This is a genomic window from Rothia kristinae (assembly GCF_016028855.1).
Lineage (GTDB): Bacteria > Actinomycetota > Actinomycetes > Actinomycetales > Micrococcaceae > Rothia > Rothia kristinae.
This window is the reverse complement of record NZ_CP065738.1, coordinates 248453-273519: the sequence shown is the minus strand read 5'-3', so window position 1 is coordinate 273519 and position 25067 is coordinate 248453. Positions and strand designations below refer to the sequence as shown.

Annotated in this window: 25 protein-coding genes and 1 pseudogene; 20 read left to right on the top strand and 6 right to left on the bottom strand. The window is 72.5% G+C overall.

Annotated features, from left to right (window positions below; genetic code table 11):
* The first annotated feature begins 24 nt into the window (after positions 1-24).
* The 12 genes from rlmN to glmM all read left to right on the top strand — a co-directional run bounded on the left by rlmN (position 25) and on the right by glmM (position 9939).
* Complete coding sequence (rlmN, locus tag I6G21_RS01220; RefSeq protein WP_055684555.1) at positions 25-1200, top strand: 23S rRNA (adenine(2503)-C(2))-methyltransferase RlmN; 1176 nt, start codon at positions 25-27, stop codon at positions 1198-1200.
* Between the two features lie 273 nt (positions 1201-1473).
* Complete coding sequence (infA, locus tag I6G21_RS01215; RefSeq protein ID WP_030015001.1) at positions 1474-1695, top strand: translation initiation factor IF-1; 222 nt, start codon at positions 1474-1476, stop codon at positions 1693-1695.
* An 85-nt stretch (positions 1696-1780) separates the two neighbouring features.
* Complete coding sequence (rpmJ, locus tag I6G21_RS01210; RefSeq protein WP_055684554.1) at positions 1781-1894, top strand: 50S ribosomal protein L36; 114 nt, start codon at positions 1781-1783, stop codon at positions 1892-1894.
* 161 nt (positions 1895-2055) lie between these two features.
* Positions 2056-2424, top strand: a complete 369-nt coding sequence (gene rpsM, locus I6G21_RS01205) for a 30S ribosomal protein S13 (RefSeq protein ID WP_055684553.1) — start codon at positions 2056-2058, stop codon at positions 2422-2424.
* A gap of 28 nt (positions 2425-2452) precedes the next feature.
* On the top strand, positions 2453-2857 hold the full coding sequence (rpsK, locus tag I6G21_RS01200) for a 30S ribosomal protein S11 (protein ID WP_055684552.1): 405 nt from the start codon (positions 2453-2455) through the stop codon (positions 2855-2857).
* A gap of 180 nt (positions 2858-3037) precedes the next feature.
* Positions 3038-4042 carry a DNA-directed RNA polymerase subunit alpha gene (locus I6G21_RS01195; protein WP_055684551.1) on the top strand — a complete coding sequence of 335 codons (1005 nt, stop codon included), beginning with the start codon at positions 3038-3040 and terminating at the stop codon, positions 4040-4042.
* A 112-nt stretch (positions 4043-4154) separates the two neighbouring features.
* Positions 4155-4859: a 50S ribosomal protein L17, sunset domain variant gene (gene rplQ, locus I6G21_RS01190; RefSeq protein ID WP_058743639.1), complete on the top strand. Its 705-nt coding sequence runs from the start codon at positions 4155-4157 to the stop codon at positions 4857-4859.
* A 207-nt stretch (positions 4860-5066) separates the two neighbouring features.
* Entirely contained in the window at positions 5067-6080 is a 1014-nt protein-coding gene (locus tag I6G21_RS01185; protein ID WP_404434099.1) for a tRNA pseudouridine synthase A, read from the top strand.
* A 291-nt stretch (positions 6081-6371) separates the two neighbouring features.
* On the top strand, positions 6372-6815 hold the full coding sequence (gene rplM / locus I6G21_RS01180) for a 50S ribosomal protein L13 (protein ID WP_055684549.1): 444 nt from the start codon (positions 6372-6374) through the stop codon (positions 6813-6815).
* 35 nt (positions 6816-6850) lie between these two features.
* The gene (gene rpsI / locus I6G21_RS01175; RefSeq protein ID WP_055684548.1) at positions 6851-7351 is read left to right on the top strand and encodes a 30S ribosomal protein S9; all 501 of its coding nucleotides are present in this window, start codon (positions 6851-6853) and stop codon (positions 7349-7351) included.
* A 106-nt stretch (positions 7352-7457) separates the two neighbouring features.
* Positions 7458-8528 (top strand): polyphosphate kinase 2, encoded by a 1071-nt coding sequence (gene ppk2 / locus I6G21_RS01170; RefSeq protein WP_129357360.1) that lies wholly within the window; start codon positions 7458-7460, stop codon positions 8526-8528.
* A gap of 52 nt (positions 8529-8580) precedes the next feature.
* Positions 8581-9939 (top strand): phosphoglucosamine mutase, encoded by a 1359-nt coding sequence (gene glmM / locus I6G21_RS01165; RefSeq protein WP_129357361.1) that lies wholly within the window; start codon positions 8581-8583, stop codon positions 9937-9939.
* 184 nt (positions 9940-10123) lie between these two features.
* Here glmM and mscL read toward each other — a convergent pair whose 3' ends face one another.
* The 3 genes from mscL to coaA all read right to left on the bottom strand — a co-directional run bounded on the left by mscL (position 10124) and on the right by coaA (position 12388).
* Positions 10124-10531, bottom strand: coding sequence for a large conductance mechanosensitive channel protein MscL (mscL, locus tag I6G21_RS01160; protein WP_055684656.1), 408 nt, complete (start codon positions 10529-10531; stop codon positions 10124-10126).
* Between the two features lie 121 nt (positions 10532-10652).
* Positions 10653-11432 (bottom strand): M15 family metallopeptidase, encoded by a 780-nt coding sequence (locus tag I6G21_RS01155; protein WP_058730623.1) that lies wholly within the window; start codon positions 11430-11432, stop codon positions 10653-10655.
* Entirely contained in the window at positions 11432-12388 is a 957-nt protein-coding gene (gene coaA / locus I6G21_RS01150; protein ID WP_193553991.1) for a type I pantothenate kinase, read from the bottom strand. Before coaA ends, I6G21_RS01155 begins: the two co-directional genes overlap by 1 nt.
* Positions 12389-12469: 81 nt before the next feature.
* Here coaA and glmS point away from each other — a divergent pair, with 81 nt between their 5' ends.
* From glmS to I6G21_RS01135, 3 genes are all read left to right on the top strand, one after another.
* Entirely contained in the window at positions 12470-14344 is a 1875-nt protein-coding gene (gene glmS, locus I6G21_RS01145; RefSeq protein ID WP_129357362.1) for a glutamine--fructose-6-phosphate transaminase (isomerizing), read from the top strand.
* 129 nt (positions 14345-14473) lie between these two features.
* Positions 14474-14878: a holo-ACP synthase gene (locus tag I6G21_RS01140; protein WP_058730621.1), complete on the top strand. Its 405-nt coding sequence runs from the start codon at positions 14474-14476 to the stop codon at positions 14876-14878.
* Entirely contained in the window at positions 14869-16509 is a 1641-nt protein-coding gene (locus I6G21_RS01135; RefSeq protein ID WP_129357363.1) for a bifunctional ADP-dependent NAD(P)H-hydrate dehydratase/NAD(P)H-hydrate epimerase, read from the top strand. The genes I6G21_RS01140 and I6G21_RS01135 overlap by 10 nt, the downstream gene beginning before the upstream one ends.
* On the opposite strand, the gene I6G21_RS01130 is transcribed toward I6G21_RS01135, so the two are convergent.
* The 3 genes from I6G21_RS01130 to I6G21_RS01120 form a co-directional block, all read right to left on the bottom strand.
* Positions 16503-17939, bottom strand: coding sequence for a sugar transferase (locus I6G21_RS01130; protein WP_129357595.1), 1437 nt, complete (start codon positions 17937-17939; stop codon positions 16503-16505). The genes I6G21_RS01135 and I6G21_RS01130 overlap by 7 nt on opposite strands.
* A gap of 236 nt (positions 17940-18175) precedes the next feature.
* Positions 18176-18916 (bottom strand): phosphatase, encoded by a 741-nt coding sequence (locus tag I6G21_RS01125; RefSeq protein ID WP_100464494.1) that lies wholly within the window; start codon positions 18914-18916, stop codon positions 18176-18178.
* A 206-nt stretch (positions 18917-19122) separates the two neighbouring features.
* The gene (locus I6G21_RS01120) at positions 19123-20520 is read right to left on the bottom strand and encodes a glycosyltransferase (RefSeq protein WP_165869951.1); all 1398 of its coding nucleotides are present in this window, start codon (positions 20518-20520) and stop codon (positions 19123-19125) included.
* Positions 20521-20656: 136 nt separating this feature from the next.
* On the opposite strand from I6G21_RS01120, the gene alr reads away from it, so the two are divergent.
* The 5 genes and pseudogenes from alr (at position 20657) to tsaD (ending at position 25055) form a co-directional block, all read left to right on the top strand.
* Positions 20657-21979, top strand: a complete 1323-nt coding sequence (gene alr, locus I6G21_RS01115) for an alanine racemase (protein ID WP_055684540.1) — start codon at positions 20657-20659, stop codon at positions 21977-21979.
* Positions 21976-22572, top strand: coding sequence for a tRNA (adenosine(37)-N6)-threonylcarbamoyltransferase complex ATPase subunit type 1 TsaE (gene tsaE / locus I6G21_RS01110; RefSeq protein WP_129357365.1), 597 nt, complete (start codon positions 21976-21978; stop codon positions 22570-22572). Before alr ends, tsaE begins: the two co-directional genes overlap by 4 nt.
* A gap of 44 nt (positions 22573-22616) precedes the next feature.
* Positions 22617-23368: pseudogene (tsaB, locus tag I6G21_RS01105) on the top strand (tRNA (adenosine(37)-N6)-threonylcarbamoyltransferase complex dimerization subunit type 1 TsaB).
* On the top strand, positions 23365-23964 hold the full coding sequence (gene rimI / locus I6G21_RS01100; RefSeq protein ID WP_129357367.1) for a ribosomal protein S18-alanine N-acetyltransferase: 600 nt from the start codon (positions 23365-23367) through the stop codon (positions 23962-23964). Before tsaB ends, rimI begins: the two are co-directional and overlap by 4 nt.
* A complete protein-coding gene (tsaD, locus tag I6G21_RS01095) occupies positions 23961-25055 on the top strand; it encodes a tRNA (adenosine(37)-N6)-threonylcarbamoyltransferase complex transferase subunit TsaD (RefSeq protein ID WP_129357368.1) in 1095 nt (364 codons plus the stop codon). The genes rimI and tsaD overlap by 4 nt, the downstream gene beginning before the upstream one ends.
* Positions 25056-25067 lie beyond the last annotated feature (12 nt).

The following is a 25067-nucleotide window of genomic DNA, read 5'->3' as shown; positions in this document are numbered from 1 at the left end:
CACCACAGATCAAGGGGCACCCACGTGTCTGAGAGCACCGCCACGCCGGTGGAGATCACCACCCGGCCCGAACCCGGCAGGATCCTGCTGAAGGCCCCGCGCCGCGGGAAGCCGCCGAAGCACCTGGCGGACTTCGACCTGGCCGGGCGCAAGGAGTTCCTCACGGAGCTGGGCCACCCCGGCTTCCGGGCCAGCCAGCTGTCCACGCACTACTTCGACCACCTCACCACGGATCCGCAGCGCATGACCGATCTGCCCGCGGCCACCCGGGAGGAGATGGTCGCCGCGGCGATGCCGCAGCTGCTGACCGAGGTGCGCACCCTGGAGGCCGACGGCGGTGACACCATCAAGTCCGTGTACCGGCTCTTCGACGGCGCCCTGGTGGAGTCCGTGCTGATGCGCTACGAGCACCGGGTGACCATGTGCATCTCCTCGCAGGCCGGCTGCGGGATGAACTGCCCCTTCTGCGCGACCGGGCAGGCGGGGCTGACCCGCAACCTCTCCACCGCGGAGATCGTCGAGCAGGTGGTGGCCGGGGCCCGGCGGCTGAAGTCCATGCAGGGCCTGGAGCAGGCCGAGCACGGCACGGAGGCGACCCGTCCGCTGCGGGTCTCCAACATCGTGTTCATGGGCATGGGGGAGGCCCTGGCCAACTACAAGGCCTCCCTGGGTGCGGTGCACCGGCTGATCGATCCCTCCCCGGAGGGGCTGGGCATCTCCGCGCGCGGGATCACCATGTCCACCGTCGGGCTGGTGCCGGGCATCCGCAAGTTCACGATGGAGAACCTGCCGGTGACCCTGGCGCTGTCCCTGCACGCCCCGGACGACGAGCTGCGCGACGAGCTGATCCCGATCAACACCCGCTGGAAGGTGGACGAGGCCCTGGACGCGGCCTACGACTACTACCGCCAGACGGGACGGCGGGTGTCCATCGAGTACGCGCTGATCCGGGACATCAACGACCAGGGCTGGCGGGCGGACCTGCTGGGCAAGAAGCTGGCCCAGCGCGGGCGCGGCTGGGTGCACGTGAACCCCATCCCGCTGAACCCGACCCCCGGCTCCAAGTGGACGGCCTCCCGCCCCGGGGTCGAGCAGAACTTCGTGGAGCGCCTGCGCGCCCACGGCATCCCCACCACGGTGCGCGACACCCGCGGCTCGGACATCGACGGCGCCTGCGGGCAGCTGGCCGCCGCCTCCTGATCCGCCGCTTCGTGAGCCACCGCCCCCCGACCCATCGGCCCCGGCCGGGCCGAACGCCGTCGGGCGGGGCGAGGGTGGGACTCGCCGCCACGTGAGCCGCAGCTCACCCGCGCCGGGGTTAACTTTCCCGCGGGGATGCCGTACACTCGACTGTTGGCCGTCTCTGCCGTCATCCTCCCGTGTCCGCGGTGAGGTGCCGCGGGGGAGCCGACCGATACGAGCAAGACTGCCCCGCGGGCCACGGCAGGCGGGGCACCGACGTTAGCGGAGGATATGGCCAAGAAAGACGGCGTCATCGAGATCGAGGGAGCCGTGGTCGAAGCACTGCCCAACGCGATGTTCCGCGTGGAGCTGGACAACGGCCACAAGGTGCTCGCCCACATCTCCGGGAAGATGCGACAGCACTACATCCGCATCCTCCCCGAGGATCGCGTGGTCGTGGAGCTCTCGCCGTACGACCTCTCCCGCGGCCGCATCGTCTACCGCTACAAGTAGGGCTCCCCGACGGCGCCGCCGGATCCCTCCGGGATCCGCGCATCGCGCCGTCCGACCCCCAGTTGCAACAACGCAAAGGAATGCGATGAAGGTTCAGCCGAGCGTCAAGCCGATCTGCGACAAGTGCAAGGTGATCCGCCGCCACGGCGTGGTCATGGTGATCTGCGAGAATCCGCGTCACAAGCAGCGCCAGGGCTGAAGCCCCGGCCTTGTCGGGACTGATCGCTTCCGACGCCTCGAGAACATGGCACCGCTCCCCGTGACACGCGGGGATACCTCCGGACACAGAGGCCGGAGACCGGGGACACCCGGGCAGTGATGCCTCAAACCTCTGGATCAACTACAAGGAGAACCGCCGTCATGGCTCGTCTCGCAGGAGTGGATCTGCCCCGCGAAAAGCGCGTGGAGATCGCCCTCACCTACATCTACGGCGTGGGCCGCACCCGCGCCCACGAGGCCCTGGAAGCGACCGGCGTCAGCCCGGACATCCGCGTGAAGGACCTCTCCGACGCCCAGCTCGTCGCGCTGCGCGACTTCATCGAAGGCAACTTCAAGGTCGAGGGTGACCTCCGTCGCGAGGTGGCCGCCGACATCCGCCGCAAGGTCGAGATCGGCAGCTACCAGGGCCTGCGCCACCGCCGCGGCCTGCCGGTGCACGGTCAGCGCACCAAGACCAACGCCCGCACCCGCAAGGGTCCCAAGCGCACGGTCGCCGGTAAGAAGAAGTAAGCACCCTCTCGCGTAGGAGAACCAACTCATGCCCCCAAAGACTCGCGCTGCGGCCGCCCGCACCTCTCGCCGCAAGGTCAAGAAGAACATCAGCGCCGGACAGGCGCACATCAAGTCCACGTTCAACAACACGATCGTGTCCATCACCGATCCCTCCGGCGCGGTGATCTCCTGGTCCTCCGCCGGCGAGATGGGCTTCAAGGGCTCCCGCAAGTCCACCCCGTACGCCGCCCAGATGGCCGCCGAGAACGCCGCCAAGCGCGCTCAGGAGCACGGCGTGCGCAAGGTGGACGTGTTCGTCAAGGGTCCGGGATCCGGCCGTGAGACCGCGATCCGCTCGCTGCAGGCCACCGGCCTGGAGGTCGGCTCCATCCAGGACGTGACCCCCAGCGCCCACAACGGCTGCCGCCCTCCCAAGCGCCGTCGCGTCTGATCCGCCGCCTCTGCCGGCACCGAGCGCATCCTCCTTCCGGGGAGGGGCGGGCCCGGTCCGGAAGACCCCGCCTGTCGGCGGGGCCGTCTACGGCCGCCACCTCCGGGCGGCGCCCACCGATCCTGTTTTCCCCCACCTGTGTTGCGTCATATAGCGGATGCTCGCTGAAAGGAAACATCAGTGCTCATTGCACAGCGCCCCTCTCTGAGTGAAGAAGTCGTCGCGGAGAACCGCTCGCGCTTCACCATCTCCCCGCTCGAACCCGGTTTCGGCTACACCCTGGGCAACTCGCTGCGGCGTACCCTCCTGTCCTCGATCCCCGGCGCCGCCGTGACCAGCATCCGCATCGACGGCGTGCTGCACGAGTTCTCCACCGTGGACGGGGTCAAGGAGGACGTCACCGAGATCATCCTGAACATCAAGAAGCTGTCGATCTCCTCGGAGAACGACGAGCCCGTGGTCGCCTACCTGCGCAAGCAGGGCCCGGGCGAGATCACCGCGGCGGACATCGAGGTGCCCGCCGGGGTGGAGATCCACAACCCGGATCTGCACATCGCCACCCTCAACGCGCAGGGCGCGTTCTCCGCGGAGCTGACCGTGGAGCGCGGCCGCGGCTACGTCTCGGCCCAGCAGAACAAGGCCGGGGCCGGCGAGTCGGAGATCGGCCGGATCCCGGTGGACTCCATCTACTCGCCCGTGCTGAAGGTGACCTTCCGGGTCGCCGCCACCCGCGTGGAGCAGCGCACGGACTTCGACAGCCTCGTGCTCGACGTCGAGACCAAGGAGGTGATCGCCCCGCGCGACGCCGTGGCCTCGGCCGGCAACACGCTGGTGGAGCTGTTCGGGCTGGCCCGGGAGCTGAACACCGAAGCCGAGGGCATCGAGGTCGGGCCGTCCCCGGCCGACGAGTCCATGGCCCAGGATCTGGCCCTGCCCATCGAGGACCTGGACATGTCCGTGCGCTCCTACAACTGCCTGAAGCGCGAGGGCATCAACACCGTCGGGGAGCTGGTCTCCCGCTCCGAGGCGGACCTCATGGACATCCGCAACTTCGGCCAGAAGTCCATCGACGAGGTCAAGGAGAAGCTGCAGGAGCTCGGGATGTCCCTGAAGGACTCCCCGGCCGGCTTCGAGCCCTTCGCCGCGGTGGATGAGGAGGAGGACGAGGAGGAGACCTCCTTCTGATCCGCTCGGGCCGGACCACCGGCCGTTCGCACTCGAGAAGCAAACCCTGGTCCCGTCCCGGCGCGGCTGATGCGCCGGACCCGGGACCGCACGAAACGGAAGATTCACTGATATGCCTACTCCCACCAAGGGACCCCGCCTCGGGGGCAGCCCCTCCCACCAGCGGCTGATCCTGGCGAACATGTCCCAGCAGCTGTTCGAGCACAAGCGCATCACCACCACCGTGACCAAGGCCAAGCGCCTGCGCCCGGTGGCCGAGCGCCTGATCACCTTCGCGAAGCGGGGCGACCTGGCCTCCCGCCGTCGCGTGATGCGCTCCCTGACCGACAAATCCGTGGTCCACGAGCTGTTCACCAGCATCGCCCCGGCCATGGCGGATCGGCCCGGCGGGTACACCCGCATCACCAAGATCGGCAACCGCTCCGGGGACAACGCCCCGATGGCCGTGATCGAGCTGGTCATGGAGCCGGTGGCCTCCCGCGCCGTCGTCGAGGAGGCGACCACCGCCGCCCGCGCCGCCGCCAACTCGAACGCCGAACAGGCCCCGGCCGAGTCCTCGGCCGCCGCCGAGGCCCCGGCCCAGGCCGAGGCTTCTGCCGACGAGCAGCTGCCGGCCGGTGCGCACGCCCCGCTGGAGTCCGGCGAGGCCCCCGAGGGCTTCGAGGTCAAGGGCAACTCGGACTCCATGAAGTACCACGTGCCCGGCTCCCGCTGGTACAAGTCCACCACTGCGGAGATCTGGTTCGACACCGCCGAGTCCGCCAAGGCCGCCGGCTACGCCCCGGCCGGCGGCGAGGCCGCCCAGCAGGTCTCCTGATCGGCACGACCTGAGCCCGGGAGCAGATCCTTCGGATCACCGGCTCCCATCGCGGACCCGCCACGGGCCCCGAGACACCCCCCCACCGGGGCCTCGGGGCCCGTGGCGCATCCGCACCAGACCGCAATCCCGCTTCCCGCAGCCGTCGCAGTCCCGCAACCCTGCTTCCCGCACCGTCGCCGCCCCGCCCGTCAGGAGGTCCCCGCCGTGAACGCCGCGTCCCGCCCCCAGCCCGCCCCGGAGGCCCCGGGCGAGCACCCGCTGGGCGCGGCGCTCCCGGAGACAGACCCGCCGGTGCGGGTGCGCCTGGACTTCGCCTATGACGGCGCCCCCTTCTCCGGGTGGGCCCGCCAACCGGGGCTGACCACCGTGCAGGGCTGCCTGGAGGACGCCCTGCAGCTGGTGCTGCGCCACCCGGTGCACCTGACCGTGGCCGGGCGCACCGACGCCGGGGTGCACGCCCAGCACCAGGTCGCCCACCTGGACCTGCCGCGCGCAGCTTGGGAGGCGCTGCCCGGACGCCGCGGGACGGCCGAGCGCCACGCCCCGGATGACCCCGGTGCGGCGCTGGTGCGCAAGCTCAACGGGGCGCTGACTCGGGTGCTCTCCGGCATCGCCCCGGCCCCGCGCCCCGGCGCCCGGCCCGCCGGGCTGGGGGCGATCCTCGTGCGCTCGGCCGCGGCGGTGGACCCCTCCTTCGACGCCCGCTTCTCCGCGCTGTCGCGCTCCTACGTCTACCGGATCGCCGACGGCCCCCGGCACCAGTCTCCGCTGACCCGCGGGTACACCGCCTGGACCCCGCGGGAGCTGGACCCCGAGCAGCTCAGCGCCGCGGGTCGGCAGCTGCTGGGCCTGCACGACTTCCTCTCCTTCTGCAAGCCCCGCCCGCACGCCACGACCGTGCGCGAGCTGCGCTCGGTGGACTTCCGTCGGGCGGAGTCCGGGCTGATCGAGGCCCGCCTTCAGGCCGACGCTTTCTGCCACCACATGGTGCGCGCGATCGTCGGGGCCTGCCTGGCGGTGGGGGAGGGCCGCCGGGACGAGGCCTGGCTGCGCGGGCGCCTGGAGCACCCCGTGCGGGACTCCGAGATCCGGCTGGCCCCGCCGGAGGGACTGTGCCTGGAGCGCATCGCCTACCCGCAGGACGCGGCCGGCTGGGCCGATCAGGCCGAGCGGGCCCGGGCCCGCCGGGCCGCGCCGTCGGAGGCACCGGGCTCCTGAGGAGGGGGATCAGTCCGGGTGTGAAGGATTTCGCCCCGGATCAGCAGGGAGGATCCTGGATTAAGTACGGGTCCCTCAGCTATAGTGGGGTGCTGTTGTGCGTGTCCCACCTCGGTTCACCCGCCAGCGACCGTCGGCCCAGTTGCAGGGCGAGGAGACGGCGCGGCGTCGAGACATCGGGACGAACGGATGCGTCTGGCCCTCACCCAGACCCCTTCGAACGCATCGCAGAACGGCGTGACACCCAACTAGCGCCGACACAGAAAATACCGACACGAAGGTTCAAGAAACGTGCGTACGTACACCCCGAAGCCCGGCGACATCGATCGCCAGTGGCACGTCATCGACGCCACCGACGTCGTGCTGGGTCGCCTGGCCAGCCAGACCGCAACGCTGCTGCGCGGCAAGCACAAGCCGACCTTTGCCCCGAACGTGGACGGCGGTGACTTCGTCATCATCGTCAACGCCGAGAAGGTGGCCCTGACCGGCGCCAAGCTGGAGAAGAAGCGGGCCTACCGCCACACCGGCTACCCCGGCGGCCTGCGCTCCGTCTCCTACGAGGAGCTGCTGGAGAAGAACCCGGTGCGCGCCGTGGAGAAGGCCGTCAAGGGCATGCTGCCCAAGAACAAGCTGGCCGCGCAGCAGATGAAGCACCTCAAGGTCTACGCCGGCGCCGAGCACCCGCACACCGCTCAGCAGCCGAAGACCTACGAGTTCACCCAGATCGCCCAGTAATCGGGCCTGCGACAACAGCACTCAAAGGAGAAATCGTGGCTCAGACTACTGACGAGCAGACCATCACCGAGGAGCAGCTGACCAGCTACACCTCCGAGTCCACCGCCCCCGTGGCCGGCGAGGCCGCCGCCCAGCGCCCGGCCCTGACCGTCGGCGGCTCCGCCGTCGGGCGGCGCAAGCAGGCCGTGGCCCGCGTGCGCGTGGTCCCCGGGACCGGGCAGTGGTCCCTCAACGGGCGCGCCCTGGACGTCTACTTCCCCAACAAGCTGCACCAGCAGGAGGTCAACGACCCCTTCAAGCTGCTGGAGCTGGAGGGTTCCTACGACGTCATCGCCCGCATCCACGGCGGCGGCCCCTCCGGCCAGGCCGGTGCGCTGCGCCTGGGCGTGGCCCGCGCGCTGAACGAGATCGACGCGGAGAACAACCGTCCGCAGCTGAAGAAGGCCGGGTTCCTGACCCGCGACGCCCGCGTCATCGAGCGCAAGAAGGCCGGCCTGAAGAAGGCCCGCAAGGCCTCGCAGTTCTCCAAGCGCTGATGCGCGCGCGCCGCCCGGCGGCGCGGTGAGCTGTCTGCGCGAAGAACCCGTCCTCCCCGGTGTGGGAGGGCGGGTTCTTCCGCGTCCCCTGGCTAAGCTGGTGCCCATGAGCAGTGACAACCACGACGACGATGCCGTGAGCGCCCGACCCGACAAGTCCCACCTCTCCGATGACGAGCGCCTGGAGCAGCTGGGAGAGGAGGCCCAGGAGGAGACCCGCCGGGCCGCCGTGCAGGAGGCCCTGAAGAAGCGCTCCCGCCGGGTCTCCGTGGTCCAGGACTACGCCGCGGAGCTGGATGAGATCGGCTCCCTGACCCGCTCCCTGGAGGGCCGTCACGACGTCTCCGACGCCTGGCGGATCGGGTACCCGTACGACGAGAAGCTCAAGCGCAAGGACTATGAGCGCACCAAGCGCACCCTGCAGATCGAGCTGCTGAAGCTGCAGCTGTGGTTCAAGGAGACCGGGCAGAAGCTGCTGCTGATCTTCGAGGGCAGGGACGCCGCGGGCAAGGGCGGGTCCATCAAGCGCTTCACCGAGCACCTGAACCCGCGCGGCTCCCGGGTGGTGGCCCTGGAGAAGCCCACCGACATCGAGCAGACCCAGTGGTACTTCCAGCGCTACATCGAGCACCTGCCCTCCGGTGGGGAGATCGTGCTGATGGACCGCTCCTGGTACAACCGGGCCGGGGTCGAGCGGGTCATGGGCTACTGCACCCCGCACCAGTACTACGAGTTCATGCGCCAGGCCCCCGAGCTGGAGCGGATGCTGGTCAACTCGGGGATCCGGCTGGTGAAGTTCTGGTTCTCGGTGACCCGAGCGGAGCAGCTGGCCCGCTTCGAGGCCCGCCGCACGGACCCGGTGCGCCAGTGGAAGCTCTCGCCCACGGACCTGGCCTCCCTGGACAAGTGGGACGACTACACCGAGGCCAAGGAGGCGATGTTCTTCTACACGGACACCGGCGACGCCCCCTGGACCATCGTGAAGTCCAACGACAAGAAGCGCGCCCGCCTGGAGGCGATGCGCCACGTGCTGTCCCTCTACGAGTACCCGGACAAGGACCACTCCGTGGTGGGCCGCCCGGACCCGCTGATCGTGGGCCCGGTGTCCAAGACCTTCGAGGAGGACCAGCCGGCCACGACCGAGCAGTTCCCGGTGGTCACCCCCGAGCGCCCCTGAGACGACCCCACCGCCCGAGCACCGAGAACCCGCCCGCGTAGACTGAGGAACGATGGCTAGATTATTTGGAACCGACGGGGTGCGTGCGCGCGCCAACAGCGAGACGATGTGTGCGCTGTCCTCCCTGCAGCTGGCTCAGGCCGCCGCGGTGGTGCTGGGCTTCGACCAGGTGTCCGAGGGACAGCGCCCCAAGGCCGTGATCGCCCACGACTCGCGGATCAGCGGCCAGTTCATCGGCGCGGCGATCTCCGCGGGCCTGGCGGCCTCCGGGGTGGACGTGTACGACGCCGGGATGCTGCCGACTCCGGCGGCGGCGTACCTGGTGGCGGATCTGGACGCGGACTTCGGCGTCATGATCTCCGCCTCCCACAACCCGTACCCGGACAACGGCATCAAGTTCCTCGCCCGCGGCGGCAAGAAGCTGCCGGACGCGGTGGAGGACCGCATCGAGGAGGTCTACCGGGCGCAGGACTTCCGGTACCCGGAGGGCCCCGAAGTCGGGCGCATCTCCCGCTTCGCGGACGCGGAGGACCGGTACGTCACGCACCTGATCTCCACGCTGCCGGCGCCGTCGGCCCTGGCGGGGCTGTCCGTGGTGCTGGACTGCGCGCACGGCGCCTCCTCCGGGTGCTCCCCGGACGCCTTCCGCATCGCCGGGGCGCAGGTGCACGTCATGGCCGCGGACCCCAACGGCACCAACATCAACGACGGCGTCGGCTCCACCCACCTGGAGGGCCTGCAGGCCAAGGTGCGGGAGCTGGGCGCGGACCTGGGCATCGCCCACGACGGAGACGCCGACCGGTGCCTGGCCGTGGATGAGACGGGCGACGTGGTGGACGGGGACACGATCATGTCCATCCTGGCCACGGCCCGGCGCGACGCCGGCCAGCTCGCCCACAACACCCTGGTGGCCACCGTGATGACCAACCTGGGCATGGAGAAGTACCTGGAATCCGAGGGGATCACCCTGGTGCGCACCCAGGTGGGGGACCGCTACGTGCTGGAGGCGATGAACCGGGACGGGTTCAGCCTGGGCGGGGAGCAGTCCGGGCACGTGATCATGTCCGACTACGCGACCACCGGGGACGGGATCCTCACCGGCCTGCACCTGGCGGCCGAGGTCAACCGGACGGGAGAGACCCTGTCCTCCCTGGCGCACCGCTTCGAGCCGGTGCCGCAGACCATGATCAACGTGCCCGGGGTGGACAAGGCCGCCGCGGACACGGATGAGGCGGTGCAGGCCGAGGTGGCCGCCGTCGAGCGCGAGCTGGGTGCGGACGGCCGGGTGCTACTGCGTCCCTCCGGCACGGAGCCGCTGGTGCGGGTGATGGTGGAGGGCCCGGATCAGGAGACCGTGGACCGCCACGCCCGGCGCCTGGCCGAGGTCGTCGCCCGCGAACTCGCCCTCTGACACCCTTCCCCTCCCGAGATCCCCGCGCCGAGTCATCACTTCCGGCCGGAAATCGCCGATTATTCGGTCGGAAGTGATGACTCGGGGAGGCAGGGGAACAGGGGAGCTCCCGGAACCTCGAAGGGCCCCGCACCGTGGTGGTGCGGGGCCCTTCGGCGTGCGGATGATGATGGGTGGGGAAGCCTTACTTCTCCGGGGTGGCGCCGGTGGCGTTCTTGCCGGCCACCAGGGAGTCGCGGATCTCGGTCAGCAGGGCGACCTGCGGATCCACGGCCGGCTCCTCGTCCTCCAGGCCCAGCTTGCGGGCGCGGGCCTCGTTCATCTTGTTGATCGGCATGACGATGCAGAAGTACAGCGCCGCGGCGATGATGAGGAAGTTGACGACGGCGGTCAGGAACACGCCGACCTTGACCTGGCCGAAGACCAGGAAGGAGTCGAAGTTCGGGGAGCCGATCAGCATGGAGATGAGGGGCATGAGCACCGACTCGACGAGGGCGTTGACCACCGTGCTGAAGGCACCGCCGATGATCACACCGACGGCCAGGTCGATGACGTTGCCTTTGGAGATGAAGTCTTTGAATCCACTGAGCATGATCGCCATCGTACGGCAGGTTTCGCTCTCAGCGGAGGCTTTGTGCGGCGAATGACGGACAGATCACGCAGTATTCACCGTGATGGTCGGCACCGTTGGCGCACCGCGGGCACCGTCCGGATCAGTCCCGGTAGCTCGGGGCCGGCCCCGCCCCCACGAACTCCTCGTAGCTGTGGACCCCGGAATCCCGGTACCGCTGGGCCTGCTCCTGCCCGATCCAGCGCAGGTGCCAGGACTCGTACCAGTACCCGGTGGTGTCCTGCTGCTGCCAGGGAAAACGCAGGATGAACCCGTACTCTGCGCCGTGCTCGGCGAGCCAGTGCGCCGCCGGGGTGTCCCGGAAGCACGGCTGCAGATCGCACGCCCCGGACCCGCCGAAGTCCACGGCCAGCCCCGTCTGGTGCTCCGAGTACCCGGGCCGGGCGGAGGCGACGTCGGCCCGCTCCTGCCCGTAGGTGCTCACCCACTGCCGGTAGGTGGCCTCCTGGGTCTGGTGGGAGCGGTAGCCGGAGATGGGGCTCAGGCTCACCCCGTCCCGAGCCGCGGCCTCGATCATCCGGCGGGCGGCCGCGGCGGCGTCGGCTCGCAGCTGCACCGAGCCCACGGTCTGCAGGTCCTGCGGGGCCCAGTCGATCGGGTCCATCGGGTGGGTCTTGTTCACCAGCACCGTGGGGGAGTCCGGGGAGGAGATGTCCAGGTGCTCCCCGGGTGCGGCCGAGGCAGAGGCGGCGGGAGCGCTCGCGGTGTCGCTGGCTGCCGCGGACGGCTCGGTCGCGGTCGTCGCGGTCCCGGCCGAGGCCGTCGGGGCGGGGGATCCGGCGTCGTCGTAGGATCCGGCGGCGCAGCCGGTCAGCCCGAGCAGCAGGACGGCGGGTGCGGCGATCAGGCGCAGTCGGGGCATCAGGTCTTCCTCAGCAGCACGCGGCGGATGGTGTGGTCGGCGTCCTTGGACAGGATGAGCTTGGCCCGGCCCCGGGTGGGGCCCACGTTCTGCACGAGGTTGGGCTCGTTGATGCGCCGCCAGATGTTCAGGGCGGTCGCGGAAGCCTCGGCGTCGGTCAGGCCAGCGTACTTGCGGAAGTAGGAGCGGGGGTCCCGGAAGGCGGAGTCGCGCAGGGACAGGAAGCGGTTGACGTACCACCGTTCGATGTCCTGGGTGCGCGCGTCCACGTACACGGAGAAGTCGAAGAAGTCCGACAGGGCCAGCGCCCCCTTGTCGTCGGCGGACAGCTGGGCGGGGGCCAGCACATTCAGCCCCTCCACGATGAGCACGTCCGGGCGGGTGACCACCACCTCCTCGTCCGGGAGGATGTCGTAGGTGACGTGGGAGTACTTCGGCGCGGTGACCCGGGGCGCGCCGGATTTGATCTCGGCGACGAAGCGCAGCAGGGCCCGCCGGTCGTAGGACTCCGGGAAGCCCTTGCGCTCCATGAGCCCCCGCTCGCGCAGCACCGCGTTGGGGTGCAGGAAGCCGTCGGTGGTCACCAGCTGCACGTCCGGGGTGGTGGGCCAGCGGCTCATCAGGGCCCGCAGCAGCCGCGCCGTCGTGGACTTGCCGGCGGCCACGGAACCGGCCACGCCGATGACGAACGGGGTGCGCTGGTGGTGCCCGCCGAGGAAGTCGTTGGTCGCCTCGTTGAGGGCACCGGCGGCGTTGGCATACAGATTCAGCAGGCGGGACAGCGGCAGGTAGACCTGCCGGACCTCCTCCATGTCCAGCACGTCGCCCATCCCCCGCAGCCGCTCGATCTCCGCGGAGGTCAGCGGCACCTCGATCTCATCCGAGAGTCGGGACCAGGTGTCTCGGTCCAGGGACACGAAGGGCGTGGTGCGCGGGGGCGCCGGGACGGAAGTCACGGGGCACCAGTCTAGCTTCCGGGCCGCGGTACAGCTGCCAGCGAACTCCCAGGATGACACCGGTGGGATAAACTGGCCCGCATGTGTGGAATCGTTGGATATGTGGGCACCCCTGCGGCAGCCGATCGTGAGTACACCGCCCTCGACGTGATCCTCGAGGGCCTGCGCCGCCTGGAATACCGCGGCTACGACTCCGCCGGCGTCGCCGTCATCGCGGACGGCCGGATCGAGGCCCGGAAGAAGGCCGGGAAGGTCTCCCAGCTCGACGCCGAGCTTGCGGCTCACCCCCTGCCGGACGCGGTCAACGGCATCGGGCACACCCGCTGGGCCACCCACGGCGGCCCCACCGACGTCAACGCCCACCCGCACGTGGTCGCGGACGGACGCCTGGCCGTGGTGCACAACGGCATCATCGAGAACTTCTCCGAGCTGCGCACCGAACTGACCGGCAAGGGCTACGAGTTCGTCTCCGAGACGGACACCGAGGTCGCCGCGACCCTGCTGGCCGAGATCTACGCCCACGAGGCCGACGAGGACCTCACCCGCGCGATGCAGCTGACCTGCCAGCGCCTGGAGGGCGCCTTCACCCTGCTGGCCATCCACGCCGACCACGAGGACCGCATCGTCGCCGCCCGACGCAACTCCCCGCTGGTCATCGGCCTGGGGGAGGGGGAGAACTTCCTCGGCTCGGACGTCTCCGGGTTCATCGACTACACCAAGCAGGCCGTGGAGATGGGCAACGACCAGATCGTCACCATCACCCCCGACTCCTACGAGATCACCGACTTCCACGGCACCCCCGCCGAGGGCAAGCCCTTCGAGGTCAAGTGGGACGCCGCCGCCGCCGAGAAGGACGGCTACGACTCCTTCATGGACAAGGAGATCCACGACCAGCCCGCCGCCGTGCGCGACACCCTTCTGGGCCGCCTGGACGAGAAGGGCCGCCTGACCCTGGACGAGCTGCGCATCGACGAGTCCGTGCTGCGCAGCGTGGACAAGATCGTGGTCATCGCCTGCGGCACCGCCGCCTACGCCGGGCAGGTCGCCCGCTACGCCATCGAGCACTGGTGCCGCATCCCCACCGAGGTGGAGCTGGCCCACGAGTTCCGCTACCGGGACCCCATCGTCAACGAGAAGACCCTGGTGGTGGCCCTGTCCCAGTCCGGGGAGACCATGGACACCATCATGGCCGTGCGCCACGCCCGGGAGCAGGGCGCCAAGGTCATCGCGATCTGCAACACCAACGGCTCCTCCATCCCGCGCGAATCCGACGCCTCCCTGTACACCCACGCCGGACCGGAGATCGCGGTGGCCTCCACCAAGGCCTTCCTCGCCCAGATCACCGCGGCCTACCTCCTCGGGCTCTACCTCGCCCAGCTGCGCGGGAACATGTACTCCGACGAGATCAAGGACGTGCTCGAGGAGCTGCAGGCCATGCCGGAGAAGGTCCAGGCCGTCATCGACGCCGAGGAGCAGGTCAAGAAGCTCGGCACCGACATGGTCGACGCCGGCTCCGTGCTGTTCCTGGGCCGCCACGTCGGCTTCCCCGTGGCCCTGGAGGGGGCGCTGAAGCTCAAGGAGATCGCCTACATCCACGCGGAGGGCTTCGCCGCCGGGGAGCTCAAGCACGGGCCGATCGCGCTGGTCGAGGAGGGCCAGCCGGTCTTCGTCATCGTGCCCTCCCCGCGCGGCCGGGACTCCCTGCACGCCAAGGTGGTCTCCAACATCCAGGAGATCCGCGCCCGCGGCGCCATCACCATCGTCATCGCCGAGGAGGGCGACGACGCGGTGGAGCAGTTCGCCAACCACGTGATCCGCATCCCCCAGGCCCCGACCCTCATGCAGCCGCTGCTGGCCACCGTGCCCCTGCAGATCTTCGCCTGCGCGATGGCCGCGGCCAAGGGCTACGACGTGGACCAGCCGCGCAACCTCGCCAAGTCCGTGACCGTGGAGTAGCCGGACCCCCACGAGGCGACACCCCCGACGGCGCCCGCCGCGCGAGACCCGTGCGGCGGGCGCCGTCGCATCCGCAGCACCACCCCGGGCGGGACCCGGGACGGCACCGACCCCGCAAGGAGGGCACCGATGATCATGGGCACCGGCGTGGACGTGGTGGACATCGAGCGGTTCCGCCGCATCATCGAGCGCACCCCCCGCCTGCTGGATCGACTGTTCACCCCCGAGGAGCACGAGCTGCCCGCCCACACCCTGGCCGGGCGCTTCGCGGTGCGCGAGGCCGTCGCCAAGACCCTGCACGCCCCGCCCGGGATGATCTGGAAGCACTGCTGGGTGCGCAAGAACGCCGACGGCGCCCCGCGCCTGGTGGTCACCGGCACCGTGCAGGAGACCGCCCAGCGGCTGGGCATCAACCGCTGGCACCTGTCCATCACCCACGACGCCGGGGTCGCGGTCGCCACCGTGATCGCCGAGCACCTGAGCCCCGACGAGCTGGAGCTAGCCCGCCGCTGGGAGGAGTCCACATGGTCCTGAACGCCTACACCGCCGCGCAGATCACCGCCACCGAGAAGCCCCACCTGGCCGCCGGGGCGCCCCTGATGGCCCGCGCCGCCCATGCCCTGGCCGCGGAGGCCGCCCGGATGCTCGCGCACCGAACCTCCGGGGCCTACGGCGCCGACGTCGTGGTGCTGGCCGGTTCCGGGAACAACGGCGGGGACGCCCTGCACGCCGGTGCCCTGCTGCGCGCCCGCGGCGCCCGCGTCACCGCGGTGCTCACCGGCTCCGAGGCCCACGAGGAGGGCCTGGCCGCCCTGCGCGGTGCCGGCGGCTTCGTCCTGACGCTGAGCGAGGCCGGCGCGCAGGAGGGCGCCCGGGCCGCAGCCGGCGCGGACCTGATCATCGACGGGATGCTCGGCACCGGCGGTCGCGGCGGGCTGCGCGAGGCCTCGGCCGAGCTGGTCCGGCGGATCCAGGAGAGCGCCGGGGATCGGAGCACCCGGGACCGGAGCACCGGGCATCGGACCCGCCCGCTGGTGCTGGCCTGCGACGTGCCCTCCGGGCTGGATGCCACCACCGGCGCCGTCGCCGGGCCGGTGCTGGCCGCGGACGCCACCGTGACCTTCATCGGCATCAAGACCGGCCTGCTGGCCACCCCGATACCCTCCCTGGTGGGCCGGATCCGCTGCGCGGACCTCGGCATCGGGGCGGATCTGCCCGCCCCCGCGCTGCGCGAGGCCGAGGATGCGGACTTCCCCCGGTACTGGTCCGTGCCGGGGGAGGGGGATCAGAAGTACTCCCGCGGCGTGCTGGGCACCGTGGTGGGATCCGACCAGTACCCCGGGGCCGGGCTGATGTGCGTGCACGCGGCGGTGCGGGCCGGGGCCGGGATGGTCCGCTTCGTCGGCGGGGACGCCCTGGCCTCGGCGCTGGCGGTGAGCACCCCCGAGGCCGTGCGCAGCGAGCACGTCGGGGCTCACCGGGTGCAGGCCTGGGCCGTGGGCTCCGGGGCCACCGATCGCGCCCAGCAGGCTCAGGTCGACCAGGCCCTGGACGCCGGGGTGCCGGTGCTGGCCGACGCCGCGGCCATCGAGATGCTGGCCCACCGCGCCGCCGACGGCGACCCGGCCCCCGCGCACGTGCTGCTCACCCCGCACGCCGGGGAGCTGGCTCAGGCCCTCGAGTGGGTGGCCCGGCTGGCCCCGGAGCGCGGGCGGCGGCTGGTGCGCGCCGCCCGGGAGGCCGGGCTGGCCGAGGGCGAGGACGTGCAGACCTCCCCGAACCGCGCCCAGATCGAGGCAGCGCCCTTCGTGTGGGTGCGCGCGGCCCGGGAGGTGCTCGGCGGCACCCTGCTGCTCAAGGGCACCACGACGCTCGTCGCGGCCCCGGACGGCGCCGTGTGGGCCCACCGGGGCAACAGCCCATGGCTGTCCACCGCGGGCTCCGGGGACACCCTCTCCGGGATCCTCGGGGCGGGACTGGCCGCGCACCGGGCGAGAGTCGAGACGGGCCGGGCCGACGGCGCCGACGGGGAATGGGCCGCCGTGGCCGCGGCCGGGCTGCTGGTGCAGCGCGGGATCTCCACCGCCGCGCCCGGGCCCGTGCCGCCGACGGTGGCCGCCGAGCGGATCCCCGGGGTGCTGGGCCGACTGGCCGCGGGTCAGTAGGCCCCGTCCTTGCCGACCACCGCGCGCACGGTCTTCAGCAGAATCAGCAGATCCGAGAGCACGGACCAGTTCTCCACGTAGTACAGGTCCAGGCGGGTGGATTCCTCCCAGGACAGGTCCGAGCGCCCGGAGACCTGCCACAGCCCGGTGATGCCGGGCTTGACGAGCAGCCGCCGGTGCACGTCCTGCTCGTAGTGCTCCACCTCCTCGCGCAGCGGCGGGCGCGGACCCACCAGGGACATGTCCCCGCGCAGCACGTTGAACAGCTGCGGCAGCTCGTCCAGGGAGTACCGGCGCATGAACCGACCCACCCGGGTGATCCGCGGGTCGTCGGCCATCTTGAACAGCACGCCGTTTCCCTCGTTGCGCTCCATCAGCTGGGCCTTGAGCTGCTCCGCGTTCGGGACCATGGAGCGGAACTTCAGCATCCGGAAGGGCTCGCCCTGATAGCCGACCCGCTCCTGGCGGAACAGCACCGGCCCGCCGGGGGAGTCCGCCTTCACCAGCAGGGCCAGCACCAGCAGCAGGGGCGAGAGCAGCAGCAGGCCGAGGCCCGAGGCCGCCACGTCGATGAGGCGCTTGACGGCCGCTGCGGGCCCGCGCATGCGCGGGGTGCCCACGTGGATCAGGGGCAGGCCGTTCAGCGGCTGGGTGTGGAACCGCGGCCCGGCGATGTCCGTCAGGGCCGGGGCCATCATCAGGCCCACGTGCTCATCGGCCAGCAGCCAGCCCAGGCGGCGCATCCGCCGGGGCTTGATCCGGTGACCGGTGGACACGGCCACGACGTCGATCGCCAGCTCCTGCACCGCCGCCATGATCTGCTCCGGGTCCGGGGCGTAGCCCAGGATGGGCAGCTCGGGGTGCTCCTCCAGCACGCTGCCCGGCGCGGACCCGGCCAGGTACGCCGCGACCGGCCTGTATCCGTAGGCCGGGGCCCCGTGCAGCACGTTGGCCAGGTGCGCCGAGGACGGGGCGTCGCCGATGATGAGCACCCGGATCAGGGCGCGTCCGCTGCTGCGTCGGCGCACCAGCCACACGCGGAAGGCCCACCGGGCCAGCATCAGCAGGACCAGTCCCACCGGCAGCGCGATGAGCACGTATCCGCGGGCCAGCGGCACCGGGAAGGCGTAGGAGACGATCGCGATCGCGGCGAACAGCCACAGCGATGAGCGCACCACCGCGATGTACTCGGCGTTGCCGGCCCCCAGGATCCGGGAGTTCCTCGCGCCCCCGAGCCACAGGGCACCCCACCAGGCCAGCACCAGGCAGGCCGAGAGCAGCGTGTAGGAGACCGAGGAGTCCCCGGTGGTGGTGGGCAGGTGGGCGCCGTCGTCCGTGAAGCGCACTGCCTGGGCCACGACCACCGCCAGGATGATGCACAGGGCGTCGGTGACCGCCAGGACTCGGACGGCCTTGTTCGGCCAGGTCATGCGATGGACGTCGCCGTCGGTCAGCGGCGGCCGGTGCGCGCGTGGTGCCACGGTCTTCGGAACCTCTCCCCCAAGAAGTCTGATGTGATCGATCGGGACGGAACGCGGGCGGTCCCCGACCGCCCCGTATCGCGCGGCCCGCGGGGTCCCCGCGGGGTCGCGCTGATTCCGTCCCCCGCCCCTCTGTATAGGGAGCCGCTGGGGCCCGCCCGCCCGGGACCCGGGTGATGCGGGCGTCAGTCCCGTGCGGTCAGGTAGCGGATCACCGGCTCGTACAGGTGCGGCAGGACGTTGTCATCCATCGGCACCGCCACCAGCAGCTGACCCTGGGCCTCGGAGACGAACAGGCCCGGGTCGTTGCAGTCGGCGATGCCCAGGGTCGCCAGCCCCGCCTGGGCGGCGGCCCCGGCCCAGCCGTGATCGGCGATCACCAGATCCGGCAGACCGGACGGGCTGCGGCGCAGCTGCTCCAGGACCAGGTCCATCGGCTGCGGCAGGTGGGTATGGGCCAGGGAGCCGTACTGCTGGAACATCACCACGCCCTCGATCTGGCGCAGGTCCCCGCCGTCGAAGGCGATGCCCTCCTCGATGCCCACCACCTCGGCCCCGCGGGACTCGGCCCACGCGGCCAGCTCCCGGTAGATCGGGTAGAGCCCGGCCGGGTGCCCGGTGGCGAACAGCAGGCGCGCGCCGCGGTCCACGGCCTCGTGCAGCAGGCGCCGGTAGGTGCGCAGGGCGGTGACGCACTGCCGGGCGCCGATCGTGTCCTGGCCTTCTCGATGCCGCGGGTCCGGGTCGATCCCGACCTTCTCCACCATCAGCGCGAACACCTCCTCCCAGGTCCACGGGTGGTCCTGGACCACGCCGAAGCCCAGGTGCTCGACGCCGTCCAGGAAGCCCTGGATGTGGGCGAGGTTGTCCTCCCGCGGGGTGGCCACCCGGCCGGTGATGCGGGCGCGGTCCAGGTGCTCACGCAGCGCGGCCTCGGCATCGGGGCTCGTCGGGGTCGAGGCGGCGGGGGTGGGGGTGTTCACGGGGTCCTCTCGGCTCGGGGATCGGGTCAGGGGCCCGGTTCGGGGTGTCGGGTCGGGGCGTCGGGTCGGCGGATGAGGCCGGGGGATCGGATCGGAACGGATCAGCTCGGATTGGGGGGCGGGGCGGGGATGTGCCGTGGACCGTGGGGTCAGCGGGCGCTGACCACGGCCTCGTAGACCGCGGCGGTGCGTCGGGCGGCGTCGGCCCAGGTCAGGGTGCGGGCGTGGGCCAGGCCGCGGGCGCGCAGCCGGGCGCGCAGCGCCGGATCCTCGGCCAGCAGCGCCAGGGACCGGGCCCAGGCCCGCGGGGTACGCTCGGGCACCAGCAGCCCGGCGCGCCCGTCCTCCAGGGCGGTGCGCAGCCCGCCGACGTCGGAGGCGGCCACCGGGGTGCCGCAGGCCTGGGCCTCCAGGGCCACCAGACCGAAGGTCTCGGAGGAGGAGGGGCAGGCCACGACGTCGGCCGCGCGCATCGCGGACGCGAGCTGGGGCGCGGGGCAGGCCGGGGTGAACCGGCAGCGCGCCAGGACGCCCTCGTCCCGGGCCAGCGCGCGCAGCCGCGTCAGGTACTGCGGGGAGGCGCTGCCGCGGATCTCCAGCCGCGCCTCCGGGACCCGGCGGATCAGCTCCGGCAGGGCCCGGATCAGGATCTCGGGGCCCTTCAGCGGCTGGGGGCGCCCTGCGAACAGGATGCGGAACGGCGCGGGGTCCTCGCTCGTCTCCCGCGCGGATGGTGCGGCATCCTCCGGCGCGGACTCCGGAGAGGCGAGTGTCTGCGATCCGGGTTCCTGCGAGGCGGGCGCTGGGGAGGTGGGTCGCTCGGGGTCCGGGTGGAAGACCGCGGCGTCCACCCCCGGGGGCACCGTGTGCAGCCGCCGCGGATCCGCCCCGTACAGCTGCACGAGCTCCCGCGCTTCGGTGTCGGTGTTGGCGATCACGGCCTGGGTAGCGCGCAGCAGCTCCTCTTCGGCCGCGGCCCGCTCCTGCGGTTCCGGCGGCTCCCCGGCCCCGGCGTGGCGGTTCTTGATCCGGGCCGTGGTGTGCAGGGTCAGCACCAGCGGCAGCCGCTCCGCCGTGCGCCCCAGCTGCTCGCGCAGGCTCAGGGCGGCCTGCCCGGACAGCCAGTAGTGCGCGTGCAGCGCATCCGGGGCCGGCAGCCGCTGCGCCACCTCGGCGCAGGCGCGCCCGAAGGCCCCGGTCAGCCGGGCGAGATCCGCCTTGCCGGCCCCGGCGGCCGCGGGCAGGGCCAGGGTGTGCACCCGCAGTCCCGGCGCGGGGCTCGCGGTGCGCACGGACGGGGCGCTCGCGGCGTCGGGCGAGGTGTCCAGGGTGAAGACCTCCACGCGATGCCCGGCGCGGGCCAGGGCGGCGCACAGGTGCGCGATGTAGACGTTCATGCCCCCGGCGTCCCCGTCGCCGGGCTGGGCCAGGGGAGAGGTGTGCATGCTCAGCACGTGCAGGACCAGCCCCCGGGATCCCGGGGCGCGCTCGTCGGCGGCGACGGTGCGCTGGGCGGCGGGTGGTGGGGCATCCGGGGGCGCAGTCACAGCACCCGAGTCTAGGCCATGCCCGCGCGCCGCCGCGGTGCGCTCACCGACACCCCGGCGTCCGCTTGCCCGCCGTCCAGCGCACCGCCCGCCGGGTGCGGCGCGCGGGCGCGGGGACCGGTGGGACAATGGCCGCATGAGCAAGCCCGAACAGCGCCCCGACCCCTCCGCCGATCCCGATTCATCCAGCACGCTCCCCACGGCCGATTCCGCCCAGCTCCCCCCGGAGCGGGCCGCGCTGATCGACCTGGGCGCCGTCGAGCACAACGTCCGGGTGCTGCGTCGCCGCTGCGCCCCCGCCCGGCTGATCGCCGTCGTGAAGGCCGACGCCTACGGGCACGGTGCGGTGCCCGTGGCCCGGGCCGCCCTGCGCGCAGGTGCCGACATGCTGGGGGTGGCCCACGTGCGCGAGGCCCTCGAGCTGCGCGAGGCCGGGATCGACGCGCCCGTGCTGGCCTGGCTGCACACCCGCGCCACGGACTTCGCCGCGGCTGTGGCCCGCGACGTCGAGCTCGGGGTCTCCGGCTGGGATCTGGAGGCCGCCGCCGAGGCCGCCCGGCAGACCGGGAGCACCGCGCGCGTGCACCTGAAGATCGACACTGGCCTGGGCCGCAACGGCGCCACCGCCCGCGACTGGCCCGGCTTCGCCGCCCGGGCCAGGACCCTGGAGCAGGAGGGCCTCGTGCAGGTGGTGGGCATCTTCTCCCACCTGGCCGTGGCCGATGAGCCGACCCGCCCGGAGACCCGCGAGCAGCTGGCCCGCTTCGACGCCGCCGTCGCCCAGGCCCGGGAAGTGGGCCTGAACCCGCGGACCTGCCACCTGGCCAACACCCCCGGGGCCCTGGCCGACGGCGACGACGCCCAGCACCGGGAGATCCTGCGCGACGCCGTGCGCGTGGGCCTGGCTCTCTACGGCCTGTCCCCGTTCCCAGGCATCCCGTCGGAGGAGCTGGGGCTGCGCCCGGCGATGACCCTGCAGACCTTCGTGGACTCCGTCAAGGAGGTCCCGGCCGGGCAGGGCGTCTCCTACGGGCTGCGCTACCGAACCGAGACCCCCACCACCCTCGCCCTGATCCCGGTCGGCTACGCCGACGGCGTCCCCCGCGTGGCCGAACACGGCCCGGTGCGCATCCACCCGGCCGGGGCGCCCGCCCGGACCTTCCGGGTCGTGGGGCGGGTCGCGATGGACCAGATGGTCGTGGACCTCGGCGAGCCCGGGCTGAGCGACCCCGCCCTGGGCTACCTGCACGCCCCCGCCGTGCTGTTCGGCACCGGGGAGAACCCCGCGGTGGAGGAGTGGGCGCAGGCCGCCGGGACCATCAACTACGAGATCGTCACCCGCATCTCCCCGCGCGTGGACCGGGTCTACCTCACGCCCCGCTCCGAAGCCGAAGGTGAGACCGAGGCCGCCGACGGGGCGCGCGGGCAGGGCGAGGCCGCGGCGGGGGAGTCGGCATGAGCCGGCCCGCCGCCCCCGGTCCCGGGGAAGAGGAGATACTGCCCAAACCGCTGACCGAGGTGGCCCTGCCCGACCTCGCCGCGACCGGCCGTCTGGCCCGGGCGCTGGCCGCCGCGCTGCGCGCCGGGGACCTCCTGGTGCTCACCGGTGAGCTCGGCGCCGGGAAGACCACCTTCACCCGCGCCCTGGGGAAGGCCCTCGGGGTGCGCGGCTCCGTGATCTCCCCGACCTTCGTCCTGGCCCGCATCCACCCCAACGACCCCGACGGCCCCCGGCCCGGCGGACCGGACCTGGTGCACGTGGACGCCTACCGGCTGGGCTCGGTCGAGGAGGTGGACGACCTGGATCTGGAGGCCACCCAGGACCGGGCCGTGACCGTCGTGGAATGGGGGCGCGGGCTGGTGGAGCACCTGGCCGAGTCTCGCCTGGAGCTGACCCTGGAGCGGGCCACGGGGGAGGCCGCCCCGGTGGTGGAGGGCGACGAGGACGACGAGGACCCGCGTCGGGCCCGGCTGGCGGCGTTCGGGCCCCGCTGGACCGGGCAGGCCGGGCGGGACCTGGCCCGGCGCCTGGAGGCCGCCCTGCGCGGCTGACGCGCCTCGGGGGTGCGTCGGGAGGGGGAACTACACTTAGGCGGGTGCTCATCCTCAGCTGCGACACCTCCTCCATCGCCAGCGGCGCCCTGCTGCGCGTGCCGGACGACGCCGGCGCCCCCGAGGCCGCGGGCCCCGACCTCGTCGGCCGCGCCGAGGTGCTGGGCTCCTTCGCCACCGAGGACACCCGCTCCCACGCGGAGGCCACCGCGCCGGGGCTGCGTCGGCTCCTGGAGCAGGCCGGGGTGCCCGGCACGGCGCTGGGGCTCATCCTGGTCGGCATCGGCCCCGGCCCCTTCACCGGACTGCGCGCCGGGATCATGACCGCCCGGGCCCTGGGCTGGGCCTGGGGGTGCCCGTGCGCGGGGTCATGAGCCTGGACGCCCTGGCCGAGGCGGCCCACCGGGACCTGCCCGTCCACGGCGCGCCCTTCCTGGCCGCCGCCGACGCCCGCCGCAGAGAGGTCTACGCCGCGGCCTACCGCACCGACCCCGCCCGGGGCTGGGCGCGCGAGGCCGGCCCCGCGGTCGGGAAGGCCGAGGGGATCCGGGACCTGCTGGGCCCCGCCCTGACCGGGCAGGACCGGCTGCCGCCCGTCGTCGGGCGCGGCGCCGGACTGTACCCCGAGCAGCTGCCCGCCCTGCCCGGGTGGGAGCAGGCGCACCCGCAGGCCGCGGACCTCGCCCGGGCCGGGGTGCGCCGGGGCCTGAACAGCCTGGACGCGGGCACCAGCCCCCTGTACCTGCGCGAATCCGACGCCGTCGTGCCCGCCGCCCGCAAGAAGGCCACCCGATGAGCCCCGCCCTGCCCGCAGACTGCCGCCACCGCCCGATGGCCGCGGCGGACATCCCCGCGGTCCACGCGCTGGAGACCCGCCTCTTCCCGCACGACGCTTGGCCGGCCGAAATGTTCCGCGCCGAGATCGCCCACCCGACCCGCGCCTACACCGTGGTCCTGGACGAGGCCGACCGGATCATCGCCTACGCCGGGATGATGGCCGTGGCCGAGATCGCCGATGTGCAGACCGTGGCCGTGGCCCCCGAACACGAGGGCCGCGGCATCGGGCGCTGGCTGCTGCACCGGATGCACGAGCAGGCCCGCACCGCCCGGGCGCAGCGGATGATGCTCGAGGTCCGCCAGGACAACGCCCGGGCCCGGGGCCTGTACGAGGCGCTCGGCTACCGCGCCGTGCACACCCGGCCCCGCTACTACCGGGACGGGGCCGACGCCGTGATCATGCAGAGGGACCTGGCCCCGCAGCCCGGACGGGACGGTGCTGCGTCGATCGGTGCCGGCCCGACCGGTGCCGCCCCCACCGGGGCGGCGTCGATCGGGGCCGTCGGCGCCGAGGCTCTGGCCGGGAACCCGCAGACCGAGGAGGAGCAGGAATGAACCGCGAGCCGATCGTGCTGGGCATCGAGTCCTCGTGCGATGAGACCGGGATCGGGATCGTGGCCGGGAACCGGCTGCTGACCAACACCGTCTCCTCCTCGATGGCCGAGCACGTGCGCTTCGGCGGGGTGATCCCGGAGATCGCCTCCCGCGCGCACCTGGAGGCCATGATCCCCGCGCTGGACGCGGCCCTGACCGAGGCCGACGTCGAGCTGGGGCAGGTGGACGCGCTCGCAGTGACCGGCGGCCCGGGCCTGGCCGGGGCGCTCATGGTCGGGGTGGCCGCGGCCAAGGCGCTGGCCGCGGCCACCGGCAAGCCGCTGTATGCGATCAACCACCTCGTCGCGCACGTGGGGGTGGGCCTGCTGGAGGGGCAGTCCGGCGCGGTCACCGGCCCGGACGGGAGGCTGCCGGAGGATCTCGGGGCGCTGCTGGTCTCCGGGGGGCACACGGAGATCCTGCGGGTGCACGACATCGCCGGGGACGTCCGCCTGCTCGGGGCGACCCTGGATGACGCGGCCGGGGAGGCCTACGACAAGGTGGCCCGCATCCTCGGGCTGCCCTACCCCGGGGGTCCCGCGATCGATCGGGTCGCCCGCGAGGGGGACCCTCGGGCCTTCCGCTTCCCCCGGGGGCTCAGTGCGCCCAAGTACCTCGGCAGCGCCGAGGCGCCCGGGCCGCACCGCTACGACTTCTCCTTCTCCGGGCTGAAGACGGCCGTGGCGCGGGTCGTGGAGGGCTTCGAGGCGCGCGGGGAGCAGGTGCCGGTGGCCGACGTCGCCGCCTCCTTCCAGGAGGCCGTGGCCGACGTCATCACCGCCAAGGCCATGCTGGCCTGCGCGGAGCAGGGCATCGGCACGCTGCTGCTGGGCGGGGGCGTGGCCGCCAACTCGCGGCTGCGGGCCCTGGCCGAGCAGCGCTGCGGGCAGCACGGGGTGCGCCTGGTGGTGCCCCCGCTGAGCCTGTGCACGGACAACGGCGCGATGGTCGCGGCTCTGGGCTCGCGCCTGGTCGCGGCGGGCACGGCCCCCACGGGGCTGGGCTTCACCCCGGACCCGTCCCTGCCGGTCACCTCGATCTGCCTGCCCTGATTCTCCTTTCGT

Bases quoted from the DNA above. Each gene is read 5' to 3' on its own strand.
- infA (WP_030015001.1), top strand. From the start codon at position 1,474: ATGGCCAAGAAAGACGGCGTCATCGAGATCGAGGGAGCCGTGGTCGAA.
- rpmJ (WP_055684554.1), top strand. From the start codon at position 1,781: ATGAAGGTTCAGCCGAGCGTCAAGCCGATCTGCGACAAGTGCAAGGTG.
- rpsM (WP_055684553.1), top strand. From the start codon at position 2,056: ATGGCTCGTCTCGCAGGAGTGGATCTGCCCCGCGAAAAGCGCGTGGAG.
- rpsK (WP_055684552.1), top strand. From the start codon at position 2,453: ATGCCCCCAAAGACTCGCGCTGCGGCCGCCCGCACCTCTCGCCGCAAG.
- rplQ (WP_058743639.1), top strand. From the start codon at position 4,155: ATGCCTACTCCCACCAAGGGACCCCGCCTCGGGGGCAGCCCCTCCCAC.
- ppk2 (WP_129357360.1), top strand. From the start codon at position 7,458: ATGAGCAGTGACAACCACGACGACGATGCCGTGAGCGCCCGACCCGAC.
- glmM (WP_129357361.1), top strand. From the start codon at position 8,581: ATGGCTAGATTATTTGGAACCGACGGGGTGCGTGCGCGCGCCAACAGC.
- mscL (WP_055684656.1), bottom strand. From the start codon at position 10,531: ATGCTCAGTGGATTCAAAGACTTCATCTCCAAAGGCAACGTCATCGAC.
- I6G21_RS01155 (WP_058730623.1), bottom strand. From the start codon at position 11,432: ATGCCCCGACTGCGCCTGATCGCCGCACCCGCCGTCCTGCTGCTCGGG.
- glmS (WP_129357362.1), top strand. From the start codon at position 12,470: ATGTGTGGAATCGTTGGATATGTGGGCACCCCTGCGGCAGCCGATCGT.
- I6G21_RS01140 (WP_058730621.1), top strand. From the start codon at position 14,474: ATGATCATGGGCACCGGCGTGGACGTGGTGGACATCGAGCGGTTCCGC.
- I6G21_RS01135 (WP_129357363.1), top strand. From the start codon at position 14,869: ATGGTCCTGAACGCCTACACCGCCGCGCAGATCACCGCCACCGAGAAG.
- I6G21_RS01130 (WP_129357595.1), bottom strand. From the start codon at position 17,939: ATGACCTGGCCGAACAAGGCCGTCCGAGTCCTGGCGGTCACCGACGCC.
- alr (WP_055684540.1), top strand. From the start codon at position 20,657: ATGAGCAAGCCCGAACAGCGCCCCGACCCCTCCGCCGATCCCGATTCA.
- tsaE (WP_129357365.1), top strand. From the start codon at position 21,976: ATGAGCCGGCCCGCCGCCCCCGGTCCCGGGGAAGAGGAGATACTGCCC.
- rimI (WP_129357367.1), top strand. From the start codon at position 23,365: ATGAGCCCCGCCCTGCCCGCAGACTGCCGCCACCGCCCGATGGCCGCG.
- tsaD (WP_129357368.1), top strand. From the start codon at position 23,961: ATGAACCGCGAGCCGATCGTGCTGGGCATCGAGTCCTCGTGCGATGAG.